We start from the raw sequence: 26573 nt of genomic DNA, 5'->3' as shown, positions 1-26573 counted from the left end.
CGGATCGGGATTCTGTCGGTCATGATTCGTTCCGCCGGCGCCTGACGCGATGCTGACCGCCCTTTCCATTCGTGACGTCGTCCTGGTGGACGTGCTCGATCTTGAGGTCGAGAGCGGCCTGACCGTGCTGACCGGCGAAACCGGGGCCGGCAAGTCGATCATTCTGGACGCGCTCGGGCTGGCGCTCGGCGGGCGCGGCGATGCGGGCCTGGTGCGCAATGGCGCCAAACAGGCTGTGGCCACCGCCGTCTTCTCCGCCCCCGACGATCCCGATCTGCTGGCCCTGATCGCCGACAAGGGATTTGATGTGCAGCCAGGGGAGGATTTGATCCTGCGACGGGTGTTGGGCGCCGACGGTCGCAGCCGGGCCTATGTCAATGATCAGCCGGCCGGTGTGACCGCCGTGCGCGAGATCGGCGCGGCCTTGGTCGAGGTGCATGGACAGCATGAGACGGTGGGCCTGCTGGACTGGCGAACGCATCGCGCGTCACTGGACGCCTATGGCGGACTGCAGCCTCAGTTGTCGGCGGTGGCGTCGGCCTCCGCGAGGCTCAAGGCCGCCGAGGCGAAGCTGGCGGAGCTGAAGGCGCAGGCGGCGGACGCCGATGCGCGGCGCGAAGAAATCAGCCTGAACCTCTCCGAACTGGATACGCTGGATCCGCGCGCCGACGAAGAGACGGAACTGGCAGGCGAACGCGCCATGCTGGGCGCCGCCGAAAAGGCCATCGCCGATTTGGGCGACGCCCGCACCCAGCTGGGCGGCGACAAGCTGAGCCAGAAGCTGGGCGCGGCGCTGAGGGCCGTCGAACATGCGCGCCAGAGGGCCGGTCAGGCGGGCGCCGAGGGAGATCATCCGGTCATCGTCAAACTGTCGGCCGCTGTGGAGGCGATCGACCGCACCATGGTCGAGGCGGCGGAAGCCCTCGCCGCCGTGGACGCCGCCGCCGACGCCTTCGACTATGAGCCCGGCCGTCTGGACAAGGCCGAGGAGCGATTGTTCGCCCTGCGCGCTGCCGCTCGCAAGCTGCACACCACCGTCGACGCCCTGCCGACCCTGCGTATTCGCCTGCGCGAGCAGCTTCGGTTGATCGAGGATGGCGAGGAGGCGCTGACAAACGCCGGGCGCGAGGCGGCCGAGGCGGCGGAAGCCTATGATCTCGCGGCCACCTTCCTGACCTCGGCGCGGGAAGCCGCCGCCGAGCGGCTGACCGCCGCCGTCATGGGAGAACTGGGCCCGCTGAAGCTGGAGCGCGCGCGGTTCCGCGTGGCGCTGGAGCCGATCAATGGCCGACGCGGGCCGGACGGCGTCGAAACGGTGCGCTTCCAGATCGCCACCAACGCCGGAACCGACTTCGGCCCGCTGGACGCCATCGCTTCAGGGGGCGAACTGGCGCGTTTCGCCCTGGCGATGAAGGCGGCCCTCGCCAGCCGCGAGGACATGCGCCAGCCCGTGATGATCTTCGACGAGGTGGATCAGGGCGTCGGCGGCGCGGTGGCCGAGGCTGTGGGGTTGCGCCTGAAACGCCTGTCGAACGGCGCCCAGGTCCTGGTCGTGACCCACAGTCCGCAAGTCGCCGCGCGCGGCCATGCCCACTGGAAGGTGATGAAGGCCGACCGCGACGGCCTGACGACCACCACCGTCGTCGCCCTGGACGACCAGCGCCGTCAGGAGGAAATCGCCCGAATGCTGTCCGGCGCCGAGATCACCGACGAAGCACGCGCAGCGGCGCGGGCCTTGATCGGCTGACTGAACTTTTTAGACGCCCAGGATCCAGCCTTCTTCCTGTTCGACCTGGGCGATCAGCTCGGGCGTGGCGTCCTTGGGCGGGGCGAACGCCTTGGCCAGGTCGCCGACCTCGTCCATCCGGGCGAGCGCCTCGGCCGTGGAGCGGACCTGGGCCTGGTCCTTGAACTCACCGGGTTGAGGTTTGGTCTCGTGCATCGACGGCCAGACCTCGACAACCAGGGCCGACAAGGGTTCCACGTCATCGGGGGTCAGCGCGCGCCAGCCGGTGCCGAACGGCCAGACGGCGCCTGACGGGCCGAGGCTTTCCAGAAGCCGCCGCACAGCCGGGATGCCGACCAGGGTCTGGCCGCCCACGGCGCCGGCGCCGTGCATCTGCCACACGCTCTTGGGCTGAAGCCGGCCCTTGCGAGCCGCGTTTTCGGTGGCGCGGAACTCAGGAATGTCGGCGCCGGAGCCTGCGGGCGGTTTGGTCGTGGTCAACCAGCGCTGGGCCTGTTTGGCGGGCGCGCCCCACAGAGGCCAGGCCTCGTCGGTCATCAGCCGGTTCATCTTGGCCGCGACCTGATAGCGGTTGTTGGTGTTGTCGGACTTGTCCACGATGTTGGAGGCGATGAATTTCCACATGGCTTGCCACGGGCTTCCGTCCAGCTTCAGCCGCGCGGCCGTGCCGACGGGATAACCGAAGTTGAAGTCCAGCCCGACCAGCACCCGGTCGCCGCGCTTCCTGTGGTCCGCCAGAATCGAGGCCAGCAGGGCTTCGCCTTCGGCCCGGGTCGCGACATTGTGCGTCTCAGTATAGAGGCGGAAACGCACGTCGCGCTTGGCCACGCCGATCCACAGCGAGGTGTCGCCGAGCTTCTTGGTTTCGGCGGCGGTCCAGTCGGCGACGATATAGGCGTCGAAAAGGCGGGCCAAGGCGGCCTCCCTGATAAAGGCGTGTCGGTTAGGAGTGAGCCCGGCTTCTAACGCCGCATCGCGGCGACTGAAAGGCCCATGCGGCGCCTCAGCCCTTCAGCAGGGCCTCCAGATGCGACAACCAGCGGCGGCCGAGACGAAGCGCCTCGCCCGGCGAGCCGGTCTGGACGGGCAGGGCGGCGTCCCAAAGGGCCAGCTCGAACTCCGGGTGGCGGGCATCGGCGAACATCAGGCGCAGCACGACCTGTTCGGCGTCGGGGGCCAGCACGTCCAGCGACTTGCGCGCCTCGCCCCGGCGAATGCGGGCGACGACGTGGCCGTCCACGATGATCTCTCCCCCCTCGACCTCGTCGAAGGCGTAGACCAGGCCATGGGCGCCGTTGGCCCACAGCACGACGACCTGTTCGACGTCGAAGTTCAAGGCGCAGGCGCGACCTTCGCCCGGCGACAAGGCCTCGACCTCTGGCGCGGCGCCCAGGGTCTTGAGCATGGCGCGGTGCAGGCGGCGCGGCGGCTCCATCCACCACGACAGCGCCAGGGCCAGGGTCGTCAGCAGGGCCGCCGCGAGGGCGATCAGCAGCACCACCCGCAAGACGTCGGCCATGGTCGTCAGGCCTCTAGATCAATGTCGACCACCACGGGAACGTGGTCGCTAGGTTTTTCCATGTCGCGGGCGTCGCGGTGGGTCTCGATCCCCCGCAACCGGTCGGCGGCCTGGGGCGACAACAGGGCGAAGTCGATGCGGATTCCGTGATCGCGCTGCCAGGCGCCGGCCTGATAGTCCCAGAAGGTGTAGGTGCCAGCGGGTTCGCCGCCGATCTCATGCGCGTCGGCCAGACCCAGGTTCTTCAATGCGCGGAAGGCTTGGCGGCTCTGGGGCTGGAACAGGGCGTCGTCGGTCCAGGCGGTCGGATCCTTGGCGTCCTCCGCTTCGGGAATGACGTTGTAGTCGCCGCACAGGGCCAGCGGCTCCTCGAACGCCAGCAGATCCTGGGCATGGCGGTTCAACCGATCGAACCAGGACAGCTTGTAGGCGAACTTCTCGGTCCCGATCGGATTGCCGTTCGGCAGATAGATGGCGCCGACGCGAATGGGTCGGGGCGCCTCGACCAGCGCCTCGATGTAGCGCGCCTGTTCGTCAGTCTCGTCGCCAGGCAGGCCGCGTCGGATGTCGGACAGCGGGTATTTCGACAGCAGTGCGACGCCGTTGTAGCTCTTCTGCCCGTGGGTCTCGACGTTGTAGCCCAGGCTCTCGAAGGCCTCTCGCGGGAACTTCTCGTCCACGCATTTGATCTCCTGGAAACAGGCGACGTCGGGGGCGGCCTGCTCCAGCCACGCCAGCACGGTGGGCAGGCGGGCGTTGACGGAGTTCACGTTCCAGGTGGCGATGCGCATGACCGCGACGCTAGGCTACGTCTCGGTTTTGGAAAAGAGGGCGCAAAAGAAAAGGGCCGCCGGATCGCTCCGACGGCCCTTCGATCAGTCTTTTGACTGGCTTAGAGGCGACCGCCGGCTGGCGCCGTAGCAGCGGCAGGCGCTGTTGTCAGCTTGCAGCCCCCGCCGATCCGCTGGGCGGTGGCGCAAGGGTAGATTTGCTGAACCGCGTTTTCGGCGTTCACGCGGGCGATGACGCCATCAGCACCGTCGCACTTGGCTTCGTAGAACATGCCGTTTGCGTTCTGCCCCATCAGACGGGCTTCGACGACGTTGCAGGATGCGGCTTCCGAGCCAGCGAGGAGCGTTTTTACGAAGGTGGCGTTTTCGGCCGTGGTCGTGAACTCGCAGGCGCCGTTCTCGGCCAGGACTTGAAGGCACGGCGTTTTGCTCCAAACGCCGGCGTCTTGCCTGATCCAGAAGCCCGGACCGTCGGAGCACCCGATTTCGTAGACGACAACACCGCCGTTGGACTGTCCCAGCACCTTGGTCTGATCGACCGCACAAGGAACGCCGGCCTGTTGGGCGTATTCGCGCAAGAACTTGTCGGTGTCGGTGTTGGCGGCGATCGTGCATTGCAGGCCGACATCGGCGGCGGGATCGCGTTCACGTGCTACGCGCGCCGAATAGGCGAGTGCAATGCAGCTGGTCGCGGACGGTGGTGTCTTGGATTCTAGGATGAAGCCAGGACCCGTGGCGCAGGCTACTTCATACACCGACGTCTTGTCGGCGGTTTGCCCAAGCAGCTTGGCTTCACTGACCTGACAGTTGGCGCTGGCCAAGGTGGCTTGTTGCTGCGCGGCCGCCAAAATCTCTTCTGCCGTGGGCGGTGCCGGTTGACGCTCGCGTCGCGGTTGGTTGTTGCTGGGGCGCTGAACACGCGAGGGTGTCACCCGTTCGCTGGGGGCTTCGATCCCGTTTCGAGATCCTGCAGGCCCATACCCCGTTGACGGCGTCGTTTGGGCAAAGGCAGACACGGAAATCGCGCTGAAAACGAGCGCTGTCGCTGCGGCGAATATTCGAGCTTTCATATCAACACCCAGATTTGTCACTACCGACTACGTGACCTCGTATTCACACGCGGTCAAGGCGGGTGTGGACGGCGGCGAGGCACACAGGCTAAGTATCTGCGCGTTTCGATTGGAGACTGACTTGGCTGATGGAACGGCGCCGACGACGGCCGCGAAGGATGGGCGGGGGCTGACCTATCCGTTCGACGCCGTGCCCGGCGCGGGCGAGGCGATCGAGGTCGCGCCCGGCGTGCTGTGGCTGAGGTTCGCCCTGCCGTTTCAGTTGGATCATGTGAATGCTTATGCGATCCGGGACGGCGACGGCTGGGTCGTCGTCGATACGGGTTTGAAGATATCGGCGACCGTTGATGCGTGGGAGACGGCGTTGGATGGCGCGCTTGGCGGCAGGCCCGTGACGCGATTGATCTGCACCCATATGCATCCCGATCACATCGGACTGGCGGGCTGGCTATGTGAGCGGTCGGGCGCGCCGCTGCTGATGTCGCGACTGGAGTATGTGACCGCGAGGATGCTGATGGCCGAGGAGGCAGGCGATGCGCCGGCGGACGGCGAGCGATACTATCGCGCCGCAGGCTGGAGCGATGAGCAGATCGCGCGCTGGCGGGCCGACTACGGCGGGTTCGGCAAGGGCGTGGCGACAATGCCGCGCAGCTATCTGCGACTGTCGGACGGCGACATCGTTCAGATCGACGGAGACGATTGGACGGTGGTCGTCGGGTCAGGCCACAGCCCGGAACATGTCTGCCTGTGGCGGCGGTCGGACGACGTCTTCATCGCCGGGGATCAAATCCTGCCACGCATTTCCTCTAATGTCTCGGTCTGGTCGACGGAGCCTGAAGCCGACCCTCTGGGCGACTGGATGGACTCGCTGGACAAGCTGAGGGCGCTGTTGCCGGAGGGCGCATTCGTCCTGCCGGCGCATGGCGAGCCTTTCTACGGCGTCCACGCGCGGCTCGATGCACTGAAGCGGGGGCATGAGGTCGCGCTGAAACGGCTTGAGCGGACGTTGCGTCAACCGGCTAGAGTGATCGACGGCTTCTCCGCCGTCTTCGGTCGAGCGGTCGGGGACGGGGTGCTGGGCATGGCCACAGGCGAGGCCCAGGCGCACCTGAACTATCTGGAACGACGCGGCCGCGCTCGACGGACGCGCGACGAGAGTGGCGTCGATTGGTGGAGCGCCGTCGCACAGGACGAGGAAACGACGTGAGCGAACATATCCGCAGCGAACTGGCCGACGGCGTCCTGACCGTCACCCTGGATCGGGCCGACAAGAAGAACGCCATCACCCAGGCCATGTATTCGGCCCTGGCCGAGGCGACTGAGCGGGCGCGGACCGACGATGCGGTGCGGGTGCTGCTGCTGCGCGCCGAGGGGGACAGTTTCTCGGCCGGCAATGACATTCAGGACTTCATCGCCCTGGGCTCGCAAGGGGCGGGGCCGGGCGATATGCCGGTGTTTCGTTTCCTGAAGGCGCTGGCGGACCTGGACAAGCCGGCTGTGGCCGCCGTGAAGGGGCGGGCGGTCGGGATCGGCCTAACCATGCTGCTGCACTGCGATCTGGTGGTGGTGGCCGAGGATGCGCTGCTGTCCGTGCCCTTCGTCAATCTGGCCCTGGCGCCCGAGGCGGCGTCCAGCCTGCTGTTGCCGGCCGTGATCGGTCATCAGCGGGCCTTCGAACTGTTTGCGCTGGGCGAGCCGCTGGATGGCCGGACAGCCCTGGCGTGGGGTATCGCCAATCGCGCGGTCACGGCCGATCAGGTCGAGGCGACGGCGGCGGACCTGGCGGCCAAAGTGGCGGCCCGCGCGCCCAACTCGATCCGCAAGACCAAGCGACTGATGCGTGATGCAGAAGGTCTGTGGGCGCTGATGCAGCGGGAGGGCGAGGCCTTCGGCTCTCAGATGAAGAGCCCAGAAGCGATGGAGGCTTTCATGGCCTTTACACAGAAGCGAGCGCCGGACTTTTCGAAGGCGGGGTAAGCGGTCGTCGCAAGGCCTTGCCTTGATTTGGCGCAGCTTTGCTTCTAGGTGCGCGCCGATGTCGCACGCCCTTTCCATACCTCCGGCCGTAAGCCGTATCGAAGCCGAGACTGCGGCCGACGCCGAAGGCGTGGATGCGCTGGTCATGGCCGCCTTCGGGCCAGGACGGTTCGCCAAGACGGCCGAGCGGTTGCGTGAAGATTCGAAGCCAAGCGCGGGCTTTGTCGTGAAGCGCGATGGGGAAGTGGTGGGGGCGGTGCGGCTATGGCCGGTCGTGGTCGGAGACACCCCCGCTCTGTTTTTGGGACCGATCGCGGTGGACGCCGGCCGCCGGAGCGACGGTCTGGGCGCCGAATTGGTTCAGGCGTGCGTGGATCAGGCACGGACGCTGGACGTCGGCGGCGTACTGCTGGTCGGGGACGCGGCCTATTTCGCGCGGTTCGGATTCGCCCATGCGCCCAACGCGATCCTGCCCGGACCTGTGGATCGTCGCCGTGTTCTGTGGCTGGCGACCGGCGTGGATCAGGTTTCGGGTTCGGTTCGCATTGGCTGACCCTTTCCCGCGCGGTTCGCGGGGCCTAAGTCAGGGGAATGGATAATCCCAGGTCAGGACTGAACGCCGTCGCCGAGGCGGCCCAACAGGCGCCCGGCAAGGGGTTGCCGCCGGTCCACCTGTGGCATCCCGAGCATTGCGGCGACATCGATATCGTCATCCGGACGAACGGCGTCTGGATGCATGAAGGCTCGCCTATTGGCCGTAAGGAGTTGGTGCGGCTATTCTCGACGGTGCTGAGGAAGGACCCGGACGGCTATCACCTCGTCACGCCGCTCGAAAAGCTGAAGATCAGCGTCGAGGATTTGCCGTTCCGGGCTGTCGCGATGCGTCGGGAGGGCGACGCCCTCGTTTTCACCACCGATGTCGGTGATGAGGTGAGGGCGAGCGAAGCCGATCCCATCGTCGTCGAAACCGATCCCGCGACGGGTGAGCCGGCGCCGCGCATCCATGTGCGCGGTGATCTGTGGGCGCGGATCGCACGGTCGGTCTTCTATGAGATGGTCGAAATGGCCCAAGAGATCGACGGACGACTGGTCGTTCGGTCGAGCGGCCAGGTCTTCTCGCTGGGCGCGGTGACGTGAGCCTGGAGACCCTGAGGGCGCGGCTGGTCGATCGGCTGGCGCCGGTCGAGACGTGGCGGCCAGAACTGGTCGCGGCGCGGTCGGACTTCGACCTGAACCCGCAGGCGACACGGACAGCCAAGGAGCTTCGGCCGGCGGCGGTGCTGATCCCCATCGTGGCGCGGCCCGAGGGGGCGACCGTGCTGCTGACGCGGCGCGCGGACACCCTGGCGCGCCACACGGGGCAGATCGCCTTCCCGGGCGGCCGGCTCGACGCCGGCGAGACCGCAGTTCAGGCGGCGCTGCGTGAGGCTGACGAGGAGGTGGCGCTGGACCCGGCGGCGGTCGAGGTGCTGGGCCTGTCGGACGCCTATGAGACGGGGACCGGATTTCTGGTCACGCCGGTGATCGGCTGGCTGCGCGAGGCGCCGGTCACGACGCCGTCGCCGGACGAGGTCGCCGAGGTGTTCGAGACGCCGTGGGACTTTCTGATGGACGCCGCCAACCATCGTCGCGACTTTTACGATCTGGATGAAGGCTTGCGGCGCTGGTTCTGGGCCATGCCCTGGGGCGAGCGCTACATCTGGGGCGTGACGGCGGGGATCCTGAAGGCGTTGCACGTACGGCTTTACGGCGACGAGGCTGCGCCAGAAGCGGCGGCCGACGAGGATGCGGCATGAGCGTCTCTGTGAAGGGACAGCCCTGGCTGGAAAGCCAAGCGACGCGGGCGGTGATGCGGGCGCTGGAAACGGCGGGCGGTCCGGGCTGCGCGCGGTTCGTGGGCGGCTGCGTGAGAAACAGTCTGTTGGGCCAGCCGGTCGACGACATCGACATCGCCACGCGCTTGCGGCCCGAACAAACGTTGGCGGCGCTGAAGGCGGCGGGGCTGAAAGCCGTGCCGACGGGCGTCGAGCACGGCACGGTGACGGGCGTGTCGGAGCGGCGTCCCTATGAGATCACGACCCTGCGTCGCGATGTGGAGACGGACGGACGCCGTGCGGTGGTCGCCTTCACTGAGGACTGGGCCGAGGACGCGGCGCGGCGGGATTTCCGACTGAACGCCCTTTACGCCGATGCGGCAGGGACGGTGTTCGATCCGACGGGCGGCGGGCTGGAGGATGCGGCGGCGGGACGCATCGTTTTCGTCGGAGAGGCGGAGACGCGCATCCGCGAGGACTACTTACGCATCCTGCGCTTCTTCCGGTTCTACGCCTGGTACGGGCGGGGTGAGCCGGACGCGATCGGACTGGCGGCGTGCGCGGCGCTGAAGGCCGGGATGGCGCAGCTGTCGGCCGAGCGGGTGTCCAAGGAGATGTTGAAACTGCTGGCGGCGCCTGACCCGCGTGCGGCGGTGCGGGCGATGGCCGAGACCGGCGTGCTGGCTCAAGTGCTGCTGCAGGCGCAGCCGCTAGCGCTGTTCGATGCGATGTGTGACCTGACCGACGATCCTGTGATGCGGCTGTCGGCCTTGGTGCCCGCAGATGCGGCAGGTGTGACGGAGATCGCGGGTGGTCTGAGATTGTCGAACGCGGTGCGAGATCGGTTGGCGGCGGCGGTCGCGGACGGGCCTGCGGTTTCGCCGACGATGAGCGACGCCGAGGCGCGAGCGGCGATCTATCGTTTGGGACGCAGGGCGTTCGAGGATCGGCTGATGCGCGCCCAGGCGGCCGGTGCGGGCGTCGGCGCGCGATTGCAGGCGCTGGCCGCCGATTGGACGCCGCCCAAGATGCCGATCGGGGGGCGCGATCTGGATCGTCTGGGCCTGAAGCCGGGGCCGAAGACAGGGCGGGTGTTGAAGGCGTTCGAGGACGGTTGGGTCGATGACGATTTCCCTGCCGAGGGGCATGAGGCGCGGCTGAAGATTCTTATCGCGGCGGCTGAGCGCGGGTGAACTCGGTGATGACGGGGCGGTGGTCGGATCCCGTTGGCTGGCCCAGGCGGCGCGTGATCAGGGCCAGATCTGGCGAACGATAGACCTGGTCGATGGTGATGCCGGCGAAGGCGGGAATCTGGCTGGGCCATGTGCCGGGCCAGCCGGGCGCGGGGATCAGGCCCAGGTCGGACTGGATTTGTTTGCCGATGCGAGCGCTGGAGACGCTGTTGAAATCCCCGGCGGCGATGACGGGATGGTCTGGCGCGGCCTTCATCCGCTCGGCCAGGGCCATGACCTGGCTGATCTGACCCCACTGATATTGATAGGGCCAGGGTCGGGTCAGGTGGACGCCGAAGACGTTGATCGGGCCGATGGGGGTCTGAACCGTCGCCCCCACGGCGCTGAGGCCGTCGGGACGTTCGGGCAGGCGTTGCAGGATCGGATAGCGCGAGGCGATGATCGAGCGTGCGTGGTCGCCGGCGCGCGCCTGGCCGATCAGAACACGGTGCGGATAGTCCGGCAGCAGTTGGTCCAGCCGCGACGCCGGGGCCTGCCCCAACTCGACCAGCACCAGGATGTCGGCGTCGGCGGCCGCGATGGACCGGCGCATGGCTGCGACATCGGTGTTGAACACATACAGATTGGCCGAATAGACCCGCACGATCGGCTGGTCGGGAACCGGCGCGCCCTTCGTCGGCGTCCATTGCGGCCAGACCGACAGGGTCAGCATTACGCACGCCAGTCCACCGACGATCGAAGCCGGCCATAGGCGAAAGAGCAGACACGCCACGGTCACGCCGACGGCCGCCAGCAATACCGGCGATGTGAACTGCGCCAGGATATCCACCCAGCGATGGCCGATGCCGCTAAGCGCCGCCACGCCGAAAGCCGCAAAGCCCAGCAGCAGGGCGCTCGCCGTCACATTCGCCGCCAGCTTGATCAGGGTCATCGAAGACGTATCTCTCGGATTGAACAGGAAGCCTCGCCCAGCGTTAAGGCGACGCTTTGGAGGGCGACATGGCCAGACGGTCGATCCGGGATATCGAGAACATCTGGTCCAATGTCGAGGGCGTCAAGAAACTGTCGGACCGGGTCATCGGCATCGGCCCTTTCGGCATGGGGCTGGACGCCATGCTGACCTGGGTGCCGGTTGTCGGCACGGCATACACGGTCGGGACGGGCGGTTGGCTGATGCTTCAGGCCGTGCGGGCCAAGGCGACGCCGGCGACCCTGGCGCGCATGGGGGCCTATATGGCCATCGACACCGCCACTGGGACGGTGCCCATCGCGGGCGACATCGTCGACACCTTCTTTCCCGGACAGCTGATGGCGGCGCGGGCGCTGCAAAAACATATCGAAAGCACCCACTGGGTCGAGGACACCGAGGCCAATGCGCGCGCCACGGGCGACCACGAGATGCACGAGGCCCGCGTGCATAACGACAAGACGCTGAAGCGGATCATCTATCTGCACGATTGAGATGCGCTGGCTGAGGCGGCCTAGCCATCGTTTTCTCCGCAACGAATCTGCCTGAAATCAAGGACCTGATCCAAATGACCGCCTGTCTTCCGGCCTGAGGAAGGGCTGCGCCCAGACTGATCTCCACGACAACGGAGAGAAGAATGAGCGACGATTTCAGCGCGCGTCTGAACCTGCCCTATCTGGCGGCGGGGCAGATGCAGAAGCATGTGACCCTGAATTCGGCCCTGACCCGGCTGGACGCCCTGTTGCAGACGGCGGTGGTCAGTCGCACGACGGTCATCCAGCCGGCCGATGCGTCGGATGGCGATCTTTATATTCTCCCCGAAGAGGCGGAAGGCGCAGCCTGGGCCGGGCGGGCGGCCGGCGCCCTGATGCGGTTCGAGCGCGGCGGCTGGACCGTCGTGACGACGCCGGACGGCATGATCGTCGGCGTTCTGGACGAAGGCGTCATGGTGGTGCGAGCCGATGAGGGCTGGATCGCGCTGGGAGAGCGACTGGGCGAGGTGCAGGGGCTAACGCGGCTGGGTCTCGGGACGACCGCCGACGACGCCAATCCCCTGGCGGCCAAGATCAACGCCGCCTTGTTCACGGCGCGCGGCGAGGCGGAAGGCGGCGACGGCGATTTGCGCCTGACGCTGAACAAGACGACGGCGGGCGATGTCCTGTCGCTGCTGTTCCAGAGCGGATATGCCGCCCGCGCAGAGCTGGGTCTGATCGGCGACGACGACCTGAGCCTCAAGGCCTGCGACGACGCCGGGATATGGCGGTCGGTGTGGCGCGTGGATCGCGCGACGGGGCGTATCGGCTTCGATCAAGGCGCGGTCCGGCGCGAGACGACGCTGTTCACCAGCGATGACGACTATGCCCTGCCGGCCTGGGCGCGCTGGGTCGAGGCGACCTGCGTGGGCGGTGGTGGCGGTGGGGGTGCAGGGCTTGCGGGCCCGGCTGGTGCGTCGCGTCTCGGCGGCGGCGGAGGCGGCGCCGGCGGGCTGAGCCTCGGGCGTTGGGCAGTCGATGATCTGGACGGCGTCCTGACGATCACGGTCGGCGCCGGCGGGATCAGCGGCGTTTGGGGCGGAGATAGTGAGGTCGCGACGGGTGACACGGTGCTGTTGCGCGCGACGGGCGGGACCGCAGGCAACTTGGGCCTCGGTGGAGCAGGCGGTATTGGCCATCGGGGCGCCAATCCCGGCGGCAGCTCTTCGACAACCGCAACGGCGGCGACGGGCGCAGAAACCGTCTGCGCGGACGGGCCGGGTGCCGGCGGAGCAGGGGGTGGTCTGAGCGCGGCGGATGTCGCCCATGCCGGAGGTGTGGGCGGCGTGGGCGGCTGGTCGGGCCTTCGCGCGGCCGGCGGTGTCGCGGGAGCTGCGGGACAGGCTTCGCCCAAGCCGCTCTTGTCTGTTGTCGGCGGGGGCGGCGGCGGCGGCGATGCATCAACGAGCGGAGCGGGCGGTACTGGCGGCTCAGGCGCGCTGTTCGGGGCCGGGGGCGGGGGAGGCGGCGCGGGCCTGACCTTCGGCGGCCAAGGCGGTTCGGGCGGTTCGGGCGCGGTTCTTATCACGGTCGTCGGATGACCCGGCGCGGACATCCGGCTGAGCCGGTCGAAGTGCTGGAGGCCGAGGCGTGGGAAGCACCCGACAGCCTCAGCGACGGGGAATGGCGCGCCCAGTCCGGATGGGACGGCCGCTGCGCCGTCGAAACCTATGACGAGGAGGACGAACGATGACCCGACACAAACAGGGGGCGGTCCCGTTGGCGGAGGGGCGGTGGCTGTTTCGTCGCCTCTACGCATTCGCCGTCAGCGCGGGGCTTTGGGTGCTGTTGATGCGCACGGTCGGGCGGACGCCGGCTGAGATGCTGCCCAGGATCACGGACGGGCTGATGGGCCTGCTGGCCTTGATCTTGGTGCTCTATCTGGTGGCGCCGACCGCTCAGCATTTGATCACCCTGATCGCCACCGCAAGGCTGCGGATCAGCGGAGGTCGACCATGAGCTTTCGTCTGTCCAGCCGGTCGCGGGCACGGCTCGTCGGCGTGCATCCGGCCCTGATTGCGGTGGTCGAGGCGGCCATCACCCGCACGCCCGTGGATTTCATGATCACCGAGGGGCTGCGCACGGCCGAACGTCAGGCCGCCCTGGTCAAGGCGGGCGCCAGCCGCACCGCGCGCTCGCGCCATCTGACGGGCCATGCCGTCGATGTCGCCGCCCTGGTCGAAGGGCAGGTGCGCTGGGACTGGCCGCTGTATGGCCGGATCGCTCAGGCGTTCAAGGCGGCGGCGCGGGATCTCAAGACGCCGCTGATCTGGGGCGGCGACTGGAAGACGTTGCGGGACGGTCCGCATTTCGAGCTGGATCGAAAGGCCTTTCCATGAGCGCGGGATCGATACTGCGGGCGCTGACGCCGCTCGGCTGGCTGGTGGTGGGTGCAACAGCGTTGGCGCTGGGGTTCGTCCTGCTGGGCGGGCTCAGCTTCCGCTGGGACCCGCTGAACCTGCAGCACAAGCGTCTGGAGGCCGCGCGCAATCAGGCGCGGGATGCGACTGCCGTGGCGGCGGCGCAGGCTGACGCCCGACGCATCGAAATCGAAGGCGCTGCGGCTCAGGCCCAGCGCGTCGATCACTATCACCACATGACCGGGGCGGCGGACCGGGCGACCACGGCCGCCGTCGCCCAGAGCAGGAGCGCCGACGATGCCGACCATCCCTTGGAGAACCGCCGCGCTGATCGCCTGCGCGACCATGACGGCGAACTGTGCCGCGTCGCCCCCGATCTCGACGGTTGCGCCGGCGCGACTGGTCTTGCCGGAGGCGGCGACACGTCCGTGCGCGCTGGCCACCCTGCCGGCTGAACCGACGGCCGGCGATCTGGACGCAGCCTATCTGCTGCGCGGCGCCCAGATCGTGGCCTGCGACGGGGCGCGGCGGCTGGCGGTCGAGACCCTGTTGGCTGAACGCGCGATGCAGGACGCGCAGGTGCGACGCCGCGACTGACGCCCTGCAAAAACGACTCGGCAACTTCTGCCGCCTCGTGTGCAGGCTTGCCGGGTCGTTTCGCAAACCGCCGAGATAAGTTAAATGAAATCAATGTGGGCGTCTGGCTGGCGTCGCATTTTGGACTGGCCCCGCCCTTGCTCTCCTGAAGACCGAGCAAAACGCTCCTGACGCTAAAATGGCGTCGGACATCACACGAAGTGAACAGGACAGCCAAAATGGCTACGAGCATCAATACGAACTACGGCGCCGCTGTCGCGCTGCAAAACCTCAATGCGACCAACGCTATGTTGGAGCGCACGCAAAACCGTGTCTCGACGGGCCTAAAAGTTGGCAGCGCCAAGGATAGCGGCGCCATCTACGCCATCGCCACCGGACAACGCGCCAACATGGGCGCTATGGATTCCGTGCGCGCCTCGCTGCAACGTGGCCAATCGATCGTCGATGTGTCCCTCGCGGCCGGCGATACAGTGACGGCGGCTTTGGAAGAAATGAAGGGTCTGGCCGTCAGCATCGCCGGTTCGACCGGCGCGACCCAGACCTCCTACCTGACCGAATTCCGCGCCTTGGGCGCCGAAATCACCTCCGCCCTGGCCGGCGCATCGTTCGACGGCGTGAACCTCTGGACCAACGCTGCTGCGACCAATGTGATCAAGGATGTCAGCGGCGGCACCACGTCTGTCGGCTTCACGGTCGCGGGCGGCATGGCTGGCGACACCGCCATCACCACCATCACCAACCAGTCCATCGCCGCCGGCGCGGCGACGACTGGTGCCGTCGACGCCGCCATCGCCAAGGTGACGGACGCTTTGTCGACCCTCGGCACGCAATCCAAGTCGGTCAGCCGCCAGGTGACCTTCCTGAACAAGCTTCAGGATGCGACCGAAGCGGGCATCGGCAATCTGGTGGATGCCGACCTGGCCAAGGAAAGCGCCAAGCTGACCGCCCTGCAAACCAAGCAACAGCTGGGCGTGCAGGCGCTGTCGATCGCCAACCAGAGCAGCCAGACGCTGCTGAGCCTGTTCCGGAACTAAGCGACCGCGAGCGCAGGCCCGGGTGATCCGCCGATCACGCGTTCGATCTCGTTTTCACGCCGCCCGGCAAAATATGCCTAGCCACGCCAGCGGGTGGGCAGCCTTTGCCGAGTCCTGAAGAGGGTAAATCAATAGTAAATCATATACATCAATAACTTATCACGTTATCCGCTTGGCCGTTTTGGCCCGGCAATTGCTTCACACCAACCGAGCAAAAAGCTCCCGTCGCCAAAAGGGCGCCGGAACTCACGAAGTGAAAAGGAGGGCCAGAAATGCCCAGCATCAACACGAACTACGGCGCCGCAGTCGCTCTGCAGAGCCTGAACAAGACCAACAGCGAGTTGGAGCGGACCCAGAACCGCATCAACACCGGCATGAAGGTGTCGTCGGCCAAGGACAGCGGCGCGATCTTCTCCATCGCCACGGCCCAACGGGCGAACGCCTCTTCGCAAGACGCCGTCCGCGCCGGCTTGCAGCGCACCCAGTCAATCACCGACGTGGCCCTGGCCGCCGGCGACACGATCACGAGCGCTCTGGAAGAAATGAAGGGCCTGGCTGTCAGCATCGCCGGAACGACGGCGGGTTCGGCGGCTGAAACCTCCTACTTGGCCGAATACAATGCGCTGGGCCTGGAAATCACGTCAGCGATCGCCGGCGCGTCCTTCGACGGCGTCAACAGCCTGACCACGCCTCTGGGCGTGGCCGGCGTTACGGATGTCAGCGGCGGCGGCAAGGCGCGAGCCGACGCCACCACCGCCAAGGTCGACACCGCTATCGCCACCGTGACCGGCGCCCTGTCGACCCTGGGCACCCAGTCCAAGTCGCTGGGCCGTCAGATCACCTTCGTCAACAAGCTTCAGGACGCTCTTGAAGCCGGCGTGGGCAATCTGGTGGACGCCGATCTGGCCAAGGAAAGCGCCAAGCTGACCGCCCTGCAGACCAAGCAACAGCTGGGCGTGCAGGCGCTGTCGATCGCCAACCAGGGCAGCTCGATCCTGCTGAGCCTCTTCCGCTAAGGCCCGGAGACCTCGTCGCCTCGGCGGCGGGGTCATGGTCTTGAAACCCTGAGCAAAACGCTCCCGTCGCCAAAACGGCGTCGGCTGTCACGAAGTGAAAAGGAACGCCAAAATGGCGAGTGTAAACACAAACTACGGGGCTGCAGTCGCGCTGCAGAGCCTGAACAAGACCAACAGCGAGTTGGAGCGGACCCAAAATCGCATCAACACCGGGATGAAGGTGTCGTCGGCGAAGGACAGCGGGGCGATCTTCGCCATCGCCACGTCCCAGCGGGCGAACGCCAGCGCTCAGGACTCGGTTCGCGGCTCGATCCAGCGCGGTCAATCCATCGTCGACGTGGCCCTGGCCGCCGGCGATACGATCACGTCCGCTCTGGAAGAGATGAAGGGCCTGGCCGTCAGCATCGCCGGTTCCACCGGCGCGGCAAAGACGTCCTATGAAAACGAGTTCGCGGCCCTGGGTCAGGAAATCAAGAGCGCGCTGGACGGCGCCAGCTTCGACGGGGTCAACCTGCTGAAGACGGCGTCCACGGGCGGTACGGCGGTCAACGTCCGTATCGGCACCGGCGCGACCGACACCAAGACCATCGGCATCGCCACCGACCTGAGCGCCAACACCGACCTGGCCAAGTTCACGGCTGCGTCGCCGACGGTCGCCGACTTCACCTCGGCGAACGTCGATCTTGTCATGACGGCCGTCACCTCGGCGCTGTCGACCTTGGGCACCCAGTCCAAGTCGCTGGGCCGCACCGTCAGCTTCGTCAACAAGCTTCAGGACTCTCTTGAAGCCGGCGTTGGCAATCTGGTGGACGCCGACCTGGCCAAGGAAAGCGCCCGACTGACCGCTCTGCAAACCAAGCAACAGCTGGGCGTGCAGGCGCTGTCGATCGCCAACCAAGGCAGCTCGATCCTGCTGAGCCTCTTCCGCTAAGGCCCGGAGACCTCGCCGTTGCGGCGGCGGGGTCGTGGCCTTGAACCCCGAGCAAAACGCTCACCCCGGCAAAACGCCGGGGCTCTCACGAAGTGAAAAGGAGGGCTAGAAATGCCCAGCATCAATACGAACTACGGCGCCGCAGTCGCTCTGCAGAGCCTGAACAAGACCAACGGCGAGTTGGAGCGGACCCAAAACCGCATCAACACCGGCATGAAGGTGTCGTCGGCCAAGGACAGCGGGGCGATCTTCGCCATCGCTACGTCCCAGCGCGCCGCGGCCGCTTCGCAAGACGCGGTTCGCGCCGGCTTGCAGCGCACTCAATCGATCACCGACGTGGCCCTGGCCGCCGGCGACACGATCACGAGCGCGCTGGAAGAAATGAAGGGCCTGGCCGTCAGCATCGCCGGTTCCACCGGCGCGGCTCAGACGTCCTACCTGGCTGAATACAACGCTCTAGGCACGGAAATCGCCTCGGCGATCTCCGGCGCATCGTTCGACGGCGTCAACAGCCTGACAACGCTGGGATCCAATGCGGCCATCACCGCAGTGAACACCGGCAGCGTCATCAATACCAATGCGACCGTCGCGAATGTCGATGCGGCCATCACCGCCACGACTGCCGCTCTGGCGACCCTGGGCACCCAGTCCAAGTCGCTGGGCCGTCAGATCACCTTCGTCAACAAGCTTCAGGACGCTCTTGAAGCCGGCGTGGGCAATCTGGTGGACGCCGATCTGGCCAAGGAAAGCGCCAAGCTGACCGCCCTGCAAACCAAGCAACAGCTGGGCGTGCAGGCGTTGTCGATCGCCAACCAGGGCAGCTCGATCCTGCTGGGCCTGTTCCGCTAAGACGCGCGGCCGGAGCGGTTTAATGACCGCTCCGGCTGATCGTTCGTTATTCTAGAGGGCGTGGGACGACCTGCGCGTGGAGCCATGACAGACAATGTCGCGAGATCAGTAAGCGTACCTCAAATTCCTGCCTTCGCTCCGGTCGACGCTCAGCCCGCAGCGCCGGCGCCGGTAGCGAAAAACGATAACCACGACGCCAGCCGCTTTCGCCTCACCATCGAGGCCGTGGGCGACAACCGCTTCGTCTACAAGGTCCTGGACCGGGTGACGGGGGAGGTGATCCGTCAGTTGCCGCGCGAGGATGTCGAAAAGCTGAACAGCGACCCGACCTATCGTGGCGGTCGTCTGGTCGATACCGCCGTCTGACGACAGGCGAGGGCTCAAACTCCTTGACGCCGCCGGCTTGCCGGGCGGCGCAATCATGGTTTCCGGCGCGTTAACCATGTGATTACGACTCATGGTTAATCCTGTAGCCCACAGAACGTCCGGGGGCTTGAAGCCATGACCACCAGCATCCACACCAACACCTCGGCGATGATCGCCCTGCAGAATCTGAACCGCACCAACGACCAGTTGGCGGCGACGCAGAGCCGGGTGAACACGGGGCTGAAGGTTCAAGGTGCGCGCGACAACGCCGCGGTCTGGGCGGTGGCTCAGGGGCAGCGCGCCGACCGGGGATCGCTCGAAGCCGTCACCACCAGCCTGAACCGCGCGACGTCCATCGCCGACGTGTCGCTGGCGGCCGGCGAGCAAATCTCGGACATCCTTCTGGAGCTGAAGCAGAAGGCGACCGCGGCAGCGGACCCGAGCGCCAGCACCGCTACACGCACGTCCTACAATGATGAGTTTCAGGCGCTGTTGAGTTCGATCGACTCGTTTGCCAACAACGCCATCTTCGACGGCGCCAACATCCTAGACGGTTCGGCGACGACGACGCTGAACTTCCTGGCCAGCGCCGATGGCGCCGAGACCATCGCGCTGGACCGCCAAAACCTGACCGTCGCCGGCTTGTCGCTGACCGGCACGACCCTGACCAGCCAGGCCAACGCCAATACGGCCCTGGCCGCCGTCAACGCCGCCATCACCACCAGCAGCGCGCGTCTGGCCGAACTGGGGGCGCAATCCAAGCAAATCGAGCGCCACACCACCTATGTCGGCAAGCTGTCGGATGCGCTGGAAGCCGGCATCGGCAATCTGGTGGATGCGGATCTGGCCAAGGAAAGCGCACGCCTTCAAGCCCTGCAGGTTCAGCAGCAACTCGGCGTTCAGGCCTTGTCGATCGCCAACCAGGCGCCGCAGGTCATCCTGTCGCTATTCAAGGGCTGATCCGACAGCTTAACGGTTCCTTATCGACGCCCGCCGCACGATAGGGTCGGAGCCGTCTGAATGATCAACAACAGCTATCTGCTTGGTCTTTTCGGAACGACGACGGGGACGTCGTCGTCTGGCGCGACCACGACCGCCAGCCCGGCCGTCAAAACCAAGAAGACCCAACCGACGGCCCCCTGGTCGTCCACGGCGACACCGGCGAAGGCCAGCGACCTGGTCCGTGCGGCCCTGGGCGGCCGTCGCCTGATCGACGAGGGCAATGTCAGCCTGGATTTGGCCGGCGCTTCCACCGATTACCGCAAGATGTTCGCCCTGTATCAGGGCCTGAACACGCTGGGCGCCCTGGCCGACCGTGCTGGAGTCAAGGGGCTGAGCGCGTCGGAAGCGGCCTTGGTCTCCAAACGGTTCGGCGAGGGCCTGGCCGAACTGTCGACCTATTTGAGCACCGCCAGTTTCGAAGACATGCGGCTGGTGCAGGGCGTGGCCCAGACTTCGATCAAGAGCACCTTTGCGCTGGAACGGGCGCCGACCAGTTTCGTCACCGCCCCCATCCACGATGGCGACCCCACCGCCTCGGTCAAGGCGTTCGAGGGCGACGTGAAGTTCTCCGTTACCGTCAAGACGGCGGCGGGGGAGCAGGCGATTGCCATGGACTTGTCTGAGATGGGTGCGACCGATCGGTCGTTGGCCAATGTCACCGCCTATATGAACGGCATGCTGGAGGACGCGGGCGTCGCGACGCGCATCAGCGCTCAGTTGATCCCCGCCGAGCCGAAGACCGTCAAAAGCGGAACCAAGACCATCACCCTGCCGGCCGGACCGGATCAGTGGGCGTTGAAGGTCAATGGCGGGACCGGCGAAGCCATCAGCTTCCAGGCCGTCGACACCTCCGACGCCGTCTATGTGACGCAAGGGGTCGGAAAGACCGGTACGGCGGGCCAACTACTGAAGTTCCAGGCCGACGGCGGCGCGGCGCCGGCCGCCCAGCAGGGCGTGGACGATCCGTTCTGGGTCGAGGGGAGGGTGGGGCACGCTGACCTTCCCGACGGGGTCGCTGCGGTTAAGGCCAGCGCCGTGGCGCCGGACGGCTCCGTCTGGGTCGTCGCCGAACTGACGGCGGGCGACGCCAGCCAACCTATCAAGGGTGCGCGCGATGTCGCCCTGATGAAATATGATTCCGCCGGCAATCTGATGCAGACCAAGCTGCTCGGCGCCGCCTCCAGCGCCAACGGCTTCTCCATCGCCATCGACGATGACGGCCGGGTCGCCTTGGCCGGATCGGTGACCGGGGCGCTGGAACCCGGCAAGAGCGGCGACAACGCGGCCGTGGCCGACAGTTTCGTCTCGGTGTTCGACAGTTCGGGCCAGGAGTTGTGGACCCAGCGGCGCGGCGCCAAGGCGGCCGATGAGGCGACCGAGGTTCGCTTCGGCGCCGACGGCATGGTCTATGTCGCCGGCCGGTCGAAATCGGCCATGCCGGGCAATGCGGCCCTGGGCGGCTGGGATTCCTATCTTCAGGCCTTCCAGGAAAAGCCGATCAAGATCAACGGCCCGGACGTGGGCGTGAACGTCGCGACCGTGCAGTTCGGCACCAGCGGGGACGATTCCGTTCAGGCCATGACGGTGTCAGGAAACGACCTCTATACGGCCGGCGTCGAGAACGGGAAGGCGGTCGTGCGCCGCTTCACCCTGGACGCCGACGGCGTGCCGAGCCTGGCTTCGACGCGTGACCTTGGCTACGCCAGCGGCGCGATCGCCGGCATATCGGTCGAGAACGGCAAGGTGGTCGTGACCGGCCATACCGAAAACACCGCCCTCGATATCGCCACGGTGACCAACGCGCATGCCGGCGGCAGCGATGTCTTCATCGCCACCTTGTCGACAGACCTTCAGGCCTCGGCCAGTGACCAACTGACCTATTTCGGCGGGGCGGGCGCGGACACCGCCGCCGACGTCGCCATCAAGGACGGCAAGGTCTGGATCACCGGCACGAACCGGGCGGAAGGCGCCGGCAAGGACGACCCCACATCCGGCTATCTCGCGCAGATCGATCTGGCCACGGGGCAGGTTCAATCGAACCGAACCTGGCGCGCGGACGGTGATCAGGCCAAGCCAACCAGCCTGAGCATCGCAGCGGGCGGGGCCAGCGTGCTCGACCGCCTCGGCCTGCCTCAAGGCCAGATCATGCAGGCGGATTCCAAGCTGCTGACCGTCGCCACCTCGGCCCGCGTCGGCGATCAGTTTTCGATCAGCCCCGCAGCCGGCAGCCGCGCCGTTACCGTGACCATCGACGCCAAGGACACGCTGGAAAGCCTGGCCAAGAAGATCAACGCCGCCTCTGGCCGCCAGTTGGAAGCCAAGGTCATCACCGATCTGAAGGCCAAACCCATCGTCCAGCGCCTGGAAATCAAGACGGCGGCCAACAAGGACGGCGCCGTTATCTCTGCTGGCGCGATCGGCAAGGACGCTCTGGGCGCGCTGGGCCTGACGCCCGGTTTCGTCGGTCCGGTGAAGCCGGACAAGGACGCGATCAAGACCTATGGGCTGAATCTGTCGAACAAGCTGAACCTGAACGATCCCGCCTCGATAAAGGCGGCCATCGAATCGCTGGCTCAGGCGATGACGGCGGTCCGGTCCTCCTACCGCGCCCTGGCGCCCTCGACCGGCGGCATAACCAACACCCAGACCGGCAATGGCTCCTCGACCGCCTATCAGCAGACGCAACTGGCCAACTATCAGGCTGCGCTGAGCCGCCTGACGGCTTGATCGCGGTCGTGACCGGTCAAGGCGGTTGACGCCCGAGGCCGGGTCGGAGTTATTGACCTCCTCATCCGCGAAAGCCCGTTCATGGCCCTTCCGAAAGACAACCGCGTCATCCTCTTGGTCGGCGCCGGCGTGGCGATCGTCATCGCCGTCGTGCTCGCCCTGATCTTTACGGGCGGCGGCGACAAGACGACCGAAGCGCCGCCGGCGTCCAAGGGCGGGCTGGTGGTCAACCTGGCCGAGGCGCCCACGCTGGAACCGACGCGGGAACTGCGCTGCTTCGTCGATGGCCAGTTCGTTGGTATGGCGACCCTGGCGGTCTGCGCCCAGCGCAATGGCCTGGCGACGGACGCTCTGGACGTGGGGCTGGACGCTACGGGCGCCTTGGCCGCCGCGCCGACCGCCGCCTTCGCACCGCCGCCCGAACTGCCCGCGGTCGAGATGGCCCCGACCCCGCCGCCGGCCTCCGTCGAACAGACGCCTGCGCCGCGCCCTACACCCGTGGCCAGCGGCAGCCCCTGCCTGCGCCACACCGGCTCCGACTGGCGGACCCTGTCGCCAAGCATGAGCCTGAACGCCTGCGTTCAGGCGCTTTACGCCGGAACCTGCGTCGGGCCGGGCGACGCCCAATACGGCCGCTGGGGCGATACGACCCTGCGTCTGGTGCCGCGCCGGGTGGAACAGTCGAATGACAACAACCGTTTCAGGACCCTGGCCGAGCAGGATCGCAACTGCCAATTCACGGGAATGAACTGATGCGTTTCGTCGCCCTCGCCGCCGTCGCCGGGATCGCTCTGCTGGGCGCCTGCTCCAACGAACCCAAGTATGAGTTCGCCGAGGGCGCCTGCTACTTCGTGGCGACGCCGGACAATGCGCCGCCTCGTTTGCAGAAAATCGCCGACGACCAGCCCCAGCTCGAACAATGCGCCGCACGGCTGGAGGAGATGCGCCTTCGCTTCCTGCGCATGGGCGGTTCGAACCAGGAAATCGCCGGCGCCTATCAGGGCCGCTTCATTTTCGTCGACCGCGAAGGGGTCAAGATCGGCAAGAGCCTGACCGGCAGCCGCTTCTTCGCCATGGCCCGCACAGGCGACGGTCGTCTGGCCATCCCCGGCGCCATCCAGCGCGACGAGACGGGCCGTCCCATCGCCATCGCAGCCGACCCTGCCGCCAAGTAGGGCTTGCGCAGCCAGAACGAAAGTGGAACATTCGGTTAATGCTTATCCACTGATTTAGCGGGTTTGCTGTCGAAAGGGCTGGCGATGAGCCGTCGCGCCGGTCAGACATCGGACTGAATTGACGGGGCGGGCGAAGTCGTCGCTGCCTCACAAAAGAAGGAAGTTTCTATGGCGGGCAGCGTCAACAAGGTCATTCTGGTCGGCAATCTGGGGCGCGACCCCGAAATCCGCTCCATGCCCAACGGCGACCGCATCGCCAACCTGTCCATCGCCACCTCGGAAACCTGGCGCGACAAGTCTTCGGGCGAGCGCAAGGAAAAGACCGAGTGGCACCGGGTCGTCATCTTCAACGACAACATCGTCAAGGTGGTCGAGAACTATGTGAAGAAGGGCTCGACGGTCTACATCGAGGGCGCGCTCCAGACCCGCAAATGGACCGACCAGCAGGGCGTTGAAAAGTATTCGACCGAGATCGTCGTCAGCCGCTTCAAAGGTGAACTGACCATGCTGGGCGGCCGTTCGGAAGGCGGCTCGTCGGGCGGCGGTTACGGCAGCGGCGGTGGTCGCGGCGATGACGACTATTCCTCGGGCTTCTCCACCGGCGGCGCCAACAAGCCAAGCGGCCCCAAGGAAAGCTACGACCTGAACGACGACATCCCGTTCTGAGACTGAGTGCCTGACTTGGCGATCGTTGCCAGCGGTCGCCAAGCCGGATTTCTGAGCGGAAACCTGAGGTCATCCAAAGTGAGCCGACGCGGCAGTCGCACCGTGCCATAGGGCGGTCATGACCGACGTCCGTTCCAAAGTTGCGGCTGCGCCCGCGCCCCTGCCCAAGAGGCCTCACGCCCTGACAGGGCTGGAGATCGCCGCCATCGTGGCGATCATCGTGGTGTGGGGCGTCAACAACGCCGGGGCCAAGCTGGCGACGCAGGAGTTGTCGCCGCTGCTGGTCGGCGCCATCCGGTTCGGCATCGCCACCGCCTGTCTGATCGCCTTCGTGCGGCCGCCGTTTCCGGACTGGAAGAGCCTGATGCTGATCGTGATCATCGGCGGGCCGATCCAGTATGGCCTGGCCTACACCGCCTACTGGCTGGCGACGGACGTCAGCCCGGTGACGGTGGCCAACCAATTGTGGATTCCCTTCACCACCCTGTTCGCCTTCCTGATCCTGGGCGAGCGGCTGTCCAAGGCGGCCTTGGTCGGTATGGGCGTGGCCTTCGTCGGCGTGGCGTGGATGACGTTGGACGCCCATGCGCTGCAGGACTGGAAAGCCATTCTGGTCGCCATCGCGGCCGGCGCCGCCTGGGGCGTGACCACGGTGGTCGCGCGTCGCACCACCTCCATCCCGCCGCTGAAGATGCAGGGTCTGCTGGCGCTGGGCGCCTTTCCCGTCATGGCCTTCGGCTCGGCGGTGTTCGAGCATGGCCAGTGGGAGGCGGTGAAGCGCGCCACGCCCATGGTCTGGGCCTCATTGCTGTGGGCGGGCGTCGTGTCGTCCGTGCTGGCGACGACCCTGCTGTTTTGGTTGGTCCAGCGGCGCGAGGCGGGACGGGTGACGCCCTATCTGCTGGTCACGCCCGTGGTGTCGATGTTCATCGGCTGGAGCTTCATGGGCGACATCCTGACGCCGCAGATTCTGACGGGATCGGCCATCACCATGGGCGGGGTGGCCCTGGTGGCCCTGGCCGAACGGGGCTTGCGTGCGGGGGCCGCCAAGGCTTGATCTGTTCCTGATCGTATCAGGAGCCCGTCATGCACCACGCCCCCCTCGACGCCGACCACGTTTCCCGCCGCTGGCTGGGCAAGGCGAAGCACGATCTTCCGGCGAACGAAGCCGTCGTCGTTCAGAGCACCGCCGATCGTCGCCCTGTGTCCGAAGACATCAACGAGACCTTCGACGACCGCCAAACCTTTGGAGAGCGGCTGGCCGATCGGGTTGCGGCGTTCGGCGGTTCGTGGCCGTTCATCATCGCGTTCGGCGTCTTCCTGGCGATCTGGACCGGGCTGAACCTGCTGCTGCGCAAGGAAGCTTTCGACCCCTATCCCTTCATCTTCCTGAACCTGGTCTTGTCGATGCTGGCGGCGATCCAGGCGCCGGTCATCATGATGAGCCAGAACCGCCAGGCGTCAAAGGATCGGCTGGACGCGGGCAATGACTATCAGGTCAATCTGAAGGCCGAGATCGAGATCATGGCCCTGCTGGAAAAGGTCGAACACCTGACCGCCCGGCAGGAGGAGCAGACCGAGCTGATCCGCCGTCTGCTCGCACAAAAAGAGACCCGCTGAACGCTGTCCAGCGGGCCATGTTCCGTATCGTAGAAAGACTTAGCTTGCGCTGAGCGCCGCGCAGGCCACCCGGTCGCCGGCGCCGCCGATGGGCTGGGTCGAATGGTCGTCGGGGTTGGCGTGGATGATGATGGCCGAGCCGTCGGCGTCCCACAGCCATTGGCCGGGGCCTTCGGACGAGATCCGGGCGCGGGTCGTAAACAGCTCAGCGTTCACCTTGCCGTCCGCACCAGCCCAGACGTTGGGCAGGTCGCCGTCGTCCGGCCCGGCGGCGTTCAACAGGCCGTGCGGGGCCTTGGGCTCGCCGTGGTTGATGTGGGCTCCGGACGAGGTGAAGGGCGCGGCGCATTCGCCGGTCGCATGGATGTGGATGCCGTGCCAGCCGGGCGTCAGGCCCGATGCCTCGATCTTCATCAGCAGGCCGGTCGGCCCCTGACGCAGGTCGACGCGGCCGATATTGGCGCCCGAGGCGTTGATCAGAACGGCCTGTCCCGTCGCGCCGACGGGCGCGCGTTCGACGGCCGCCTGGGGCGCGTTTCCGGTCGCGGCGCAGGCGGTTGTCAGGGCCAAGGGGGAGGCGAGGAGAAGGGCGGCGGCGAGGCGGGTGGCGCGCATGTCG

The 26573-nt window shown here is 66.6% G+C and carries 32 protein-coding genes; 26 read left to right on the top strand and 6 right to left on the bottom strand.

Annotated features, from left to right (window positions below; genetic code table 11):
• The first annotated feature begins 49 nt into the window (after window positions 1–49).
• The gene (recN, locus tag E4341_RS11790) at window positions 50–1747 is read left to right on the top strand and encodes a DNA repair protein RecN (RefSeq protein WP_165117474.1); all 1698 of its coding nucleotides are present in this window, start codon (window positions 50–52) and stop codon (window positions 1745–1747) included.
• Between the two features lie 9 nt (window positions 1748–1756).
• Here recN and E4341_RS11785 read toward each other — a convergent pair whose 3' ends face one another.
• The 4 genes from E4341_RS11785 to E4341_RS11770 form a co-directional block, all read right to left on the bottom strand.
• A complete protein-coding gene (locus E4341_RS11785) occupies window positions 1757–2662 on the bottom strand; it encodes a cobalamin biosynthesis protein CbiG (RefSeq protein WP_165117472.1) in 906 nt (301 codons plus the stop codon).
• A gap of 88 nt (window positions 2663–2750) precedes the next feature.
• On the bottom strand, window positions 2751–3266 hold the full coding sequence (locus E4341_RS11780; protein ID WP_055753176.1) for a hypothetical protein: 516 nt from the start codon (window positions 3264–3266) through the stop codon (window positions 2751–2753).
• Between the two features lie 5 nt (window positions 3267–3271).
• A complete protein-coding gene (gene xth, locus E4341_RS11775; RefSeq protein ID WP_165117470.1) occupies window positions 3272–4057 on the bottom strand; it encodes an exodeoxyribonuclease III in 786 nt (261 codons plus the stop codon).
• 101 nt (window positions 4058–4158) lie between these two features.
• Window positions 4159–5148 (bottom strand): hypothetical protein, encoded by a 990-nt coding sequence (locus E4341_RS11770; protein WP_240893535.1) that lies wholly within the window; start codon window positions 5146–5148, stop codon window positions 4159–4161.
• A gap of 100 nt (window positions 5149–5248) precedes the next feature.
• Here E4341_RS11770 and E4341_RS11765 point away from each other — a divergent pair, with 100 nt between their 5' ends.
• The 6 genes from E4341_RS11765 to E4341_RS11740 are packed head-to-tail and all read left to right on the top strand — an operon-like array spanning window position 5249 to window position 10111.
• The gene (locus tag E4341_RS11765) at window positions 5249–6334 is read left to right on the top strand and encodes an MBL fold metallo-hydrolase (RefSeq protein ID WP_165117468.1); all 1086 of its coding nucleotides are present in this window, start codon (window positions 5249–5251) and stop codon (window positions 6332–6334) included.
• A complete protein-coding gene (locus tag E4341_RS11760; RefSeq protein WP_165117465.1) occupies window positions 6331–7104 on the top strand; it encodes an enoyl-CoA hydratase in 774 nt (257 codons plus the stop codon). The genes E4341_RS11765 and E4341_RS11760 overlap by 4 nt, the downstream gene beginning before the upstream one ends.
• Window positions 7105–7162: 58 nt before the next feature.
• On the top strand, window positions 7163–7657 hold the full coding sequence (locus E4341_RS11755) for a GNAT family N-acetyltransferase (RefSeq protein WP_165117463.1): 495 nt from the start codon (window positions 7163–7165) through the stop codon (window positions 7655–7657).
• Window positions 7658–7695: 38 nt separating this feature from the next.
• Window positions 7696–8241: a DUF1285 domain-containing protein gene (locus E4341_RS11750; RefSeq protein ID WP_165117461.1), complete on the top strand. Its 546-nt coding sequence runs from the start codon at window positions 7696–7698 to the stop codon at window positions 8239–8241.
• Window positions 8238–8900, top strand: coding sequence for a CoA pyrophosphatase (locus E4341_RS11745; protein ID WP_165117459.1), 663 nt, complete (start codon window positions 8238–8240; stop codon window positions 8898–8900). The genes E4341_RS11750 and E4341_RS11745 overlap by 4 nt, the downstream gene beginning before the upstream one ends.
• Window positions 8897–10111, top strand: coding sequence for a CCA tRNA nucleotidyltransferase (locus E4341_RS11740; protein ID WP_165117457.1), 1215 nt, complete (start codon window positions 8897–8899; stop codon window positions 10109–10111). The genes E4341_RS11745 and E4341_RS11740 overlap by 4 nt, the downstream gene beginning before the upstream one ends.
• On the opposite strand, the gene E4341_RS11735 is transcribed toward E4341_RS11740, so the two are convergent.
• A complete protein-coding gene (locus E4341_RS11735; protein ID WP_165117455.1) occupies window positions 10086–11042 on the bottom strand; it encodes an endonuclease/exonuclease/phosphatase family protein in 957 nt (318 codons plus the stop codon). The genes E4341_RS11740 and E4341_RS11735 overlap by 26 nt on opposite strands.
• A gap of 68 nt (window positions 11043–11110) precedes the next feature.
• Here E4341_RS11735 and E4341_RS11730 point away from each other — a divergent pair, with 68 nt between their 5' ends.
• The 19 genes from E4341_RS11730 (at window position 11111) to E4341_RS11640 (ending at window position 25954) form a co-directional block, all read left to right on the top strand.
• Window positions 11111–11572 carry a DUF4112 domain-containing protein gene (locus tag E4341_RS11730; RefSeq protein WP_165117453.1) on the top strand — a complete coding sequence of 154 codons (462 nt, stop codon included), beginning with the start codon at window positions 11111–11113 and terminating at the stop codon, window positions 11570–11572.
• Between the two features lie 143 nt (window positions 11573–11715).
• Window positions 11716–13152 (top strand): DUF2793 domain-containing protein, encoded by a 1437-nt coding sequence (locus tag E4341_RS15725; RefSeq protein WP_165117451.1) that lies wholly within the window; start codon window positions 11716–11718, stop codon window positions 13150–13152.
• Entirely contained in the window at window positions 13149–13304 is a 156-nt protein-coding gene (locus tag E4341_RS11720; RefSeq protein ID WP_165117449.1) for a hypothetical protein, read from the top strand. Before E4341_RS15725 ends, E4341_RS11720 begins: the two co-directional genes overlap by 4 nt.
• Window positions 13301–13570 carry a hypothetical protein gene (locus E4341_RS11715; protein ID WP_165117447.1) on the top strand — a complete coding sequence of 90 codons (270 nt, stop codon included), beginning with the start codon at window positions 13301–13303 and terminating at the stop codon, window positions 13568–13570. Before E4341_RS11720 ends, E4341_RS11715 begins: the two co-directional genes overlap by 4 nt.
• A complete protein-coding gene (locus tag E4341_RS11710) occupies window positions 13567–13950 on the top strand; it encodes a M15 family metallopeptidase (RefSeq protein WP_165117445.1) in 384 nt (127 codons plus the stop codon). Before E4341_RS11715 ends, E4341_RS11710 begins: the two co-directional genes overlap by 4 nt.
• Window positions 13947–14426 (top strand): hypothetical protein, encoded by a 480-nt coding sequence (locus E4341_RS11705; RefSeq protein ID WP_165117443.1) that lies wholly within the window; start codon window positions 13947–13949, stop codon window positions 14424–14426. Before E4341_RS11710 ends, E4341_RS11705 begins: the two co-directional genes overlap by 4 nt.
• Window positions 14377–14568 (top strand): hypothetical protein, encoded by a 192-nt coding sequence (locus E4341_RS11700; protein ID WP_165117441.1) that lies wholly within the window; start codon window positions 14377–14379, stop codon window positions 14566–14568. The genes E4341_RS11705 and E4341_RS11700 overlap by 50 nt, the downstream gene beginning before the upstream one ends.
• 218 nt (window positions 14569–14786) lie before the next feature.
• Window positions 14787–15602, top strand: a complete 816-nt coding sequence (locus E4341_RS11695; protein ID WP_017504133.1) for a flagellin — start codon at window positions 14787–14789, stop codon at window positions 15600–15602.
• 272 nt (window positions 15603–15874) lie between these two features.
• On the top strand, window positions 15875–16618 hold the full coding sequence (locus E4341_RS11690) for a flagellin (RefSeq protein WP_112862421.1): 744 nt from the start codon (window positions 15875–15877) through the stop codon (window positions 16616–16618).
• 112 nt (window positions 16619–16730) lie between these two features.
• On the top strand, window positions 16731–17549 hold the full coding sequence (locus E4341_RS11685; protein ID WP_165117439.1) for a flagellin: 819 nt from the start codon (window positions 16731–16733) through the stop codon (window positions 17547–17549).
• Window positions 17550–17660: 111 nt separating this feature from the next.
• Window positions 17661–18398 carry a flagellin gene (locus E4341_RS11680; RefSeq protein ID WP_165117437.1) on the top strand — a complete coding sequence of 246 codons (738 nt, stop codon included), beginning with the start codon at window positions 17661–17663 and terminating at the stop codon, window positions 18396–18398.
• Between the two features lie 84 nt (window positions 18399–18482).
• Window positions 18483–18764: a hypothetical protein gene (locus tag E4341_RS11675; RefSeq protein WP_205751285.1), complete on the top strand. Its 282-nt coding sequence runs from the start codon at window positions 18483–18485 to the stop codon at window positions 18762–18764.
• Between the two features lie 135 nt (window positions 18765–18899).
• Window positions 18900–19724 (top strand): flagellin, encoded by an 825-nt coding sequence (locus E4341_RS11670; protein ID WP_066626172.1) that lies wholly within the window; start codon window positions 18900–18902, stop codon window positions 19722–19724.
• A 60-nt stretch (window positions 19725–19784) separates the two neighbouring features.
• Window positions 19785–22493: a glycoside hydrolase family 43 protein gene (locus E4341_RS11665; protein ID WP_165117435.1), complete on the top strand. Its 2709-nt coding sequence runs from the start codon at window positions 19785–19787 to the stop codon at window positions 22491–22493.
• Window positions 22494–22574: 81 nt separating this feature from the next.
• Window positions 22575–23246, top strand: a complete 672-nt coding sequence (locus E4341_RS11660) for a hypothetical protein (protein ID WP_165117433.1) — start codon at window positions 22575–22577, stop codon at window positions 23244–23246.
• On the top strand, window positions 23246–23668 hold the full coding sequence (locus E4341_RS11655) for a hypothetical protein (protein ID WP_165117431.1): 423 nt from the start codon (window positions 23246–23248) through the stop codon (window positions 23666–23668). The genes E4341_RS11660 and E4341_RS11655 overlap by 1 nt, the downstream gene beginning before the upstream one ends.
• A gap of 168 nt (window positions 23669–23836) precedes the next feature.
• Window positions 23837–24334 carry a single-stranded DNA-binding protein gene (ssb, locus tag E4341_RS11650; protein ID WP_066626160.1) on the top strand — a complete coding sequence of 166 codons (498 nt, stop codon included), beginning with the start codon at window positions 23837–23839 and terminating at the stop codon, window positions 24332–24334.
• A gap of 118 nt (window positions 24335–24452) precedes the next feature.
• A complete protein-coding gene (locus E4341_RS11645) occupies window positions 24453–25391 on the top strand; it encodes a DMT family transporter (protein WP_066626153.1) in 939 nt (312 codons plus the stop codon).
• A gap of 29 nt (window positions 25392–25420) precedes the next feature.
• Entirely contained in the window at window positions 25421–25954 is a 534-nt protein-coding gene (locus E4341_RS11640; protein WP_165117429.1) for a DUF1003 domain-containing protein, read from the top strand.
• 39 nt (window positions 25955–25993) lie between these two features.
• On the opposite strand, the gene E4341_RS11635 is transcribed toward E4341_RS11640, so the two are convergent.
• Window positions 25994–26569, bottom strand: a complete 576-nt coding sequence (locus tag E4341_RS11635) for a superoxide dismutase family protein (RefSeq protein ID WP_045810201.1) — start codon at window positions 26567–26569, stop codon at window positions 25994–25996.
• Between the last annotated feature and the right edge of the window lie 4 nt (window positions 26570–26573).

The sequence above is a fragment of the Brevundimonas sp. 'scallop' genome (assembly GCF_011045535.1).
In the GTDB taxonomy this organism is placed as follows: domain Bacteria; phylum Pseudomonadota; class Alphaproteobacteria; order Caulobacterales; family Caulobacteraceae; genus Brevundimonas; species Brevundimonas vesicularis.
Note: the sequence above shows the minus strand (reverse complement) of the source record. Positions and strands in the feature narration are given on the sequence as shown.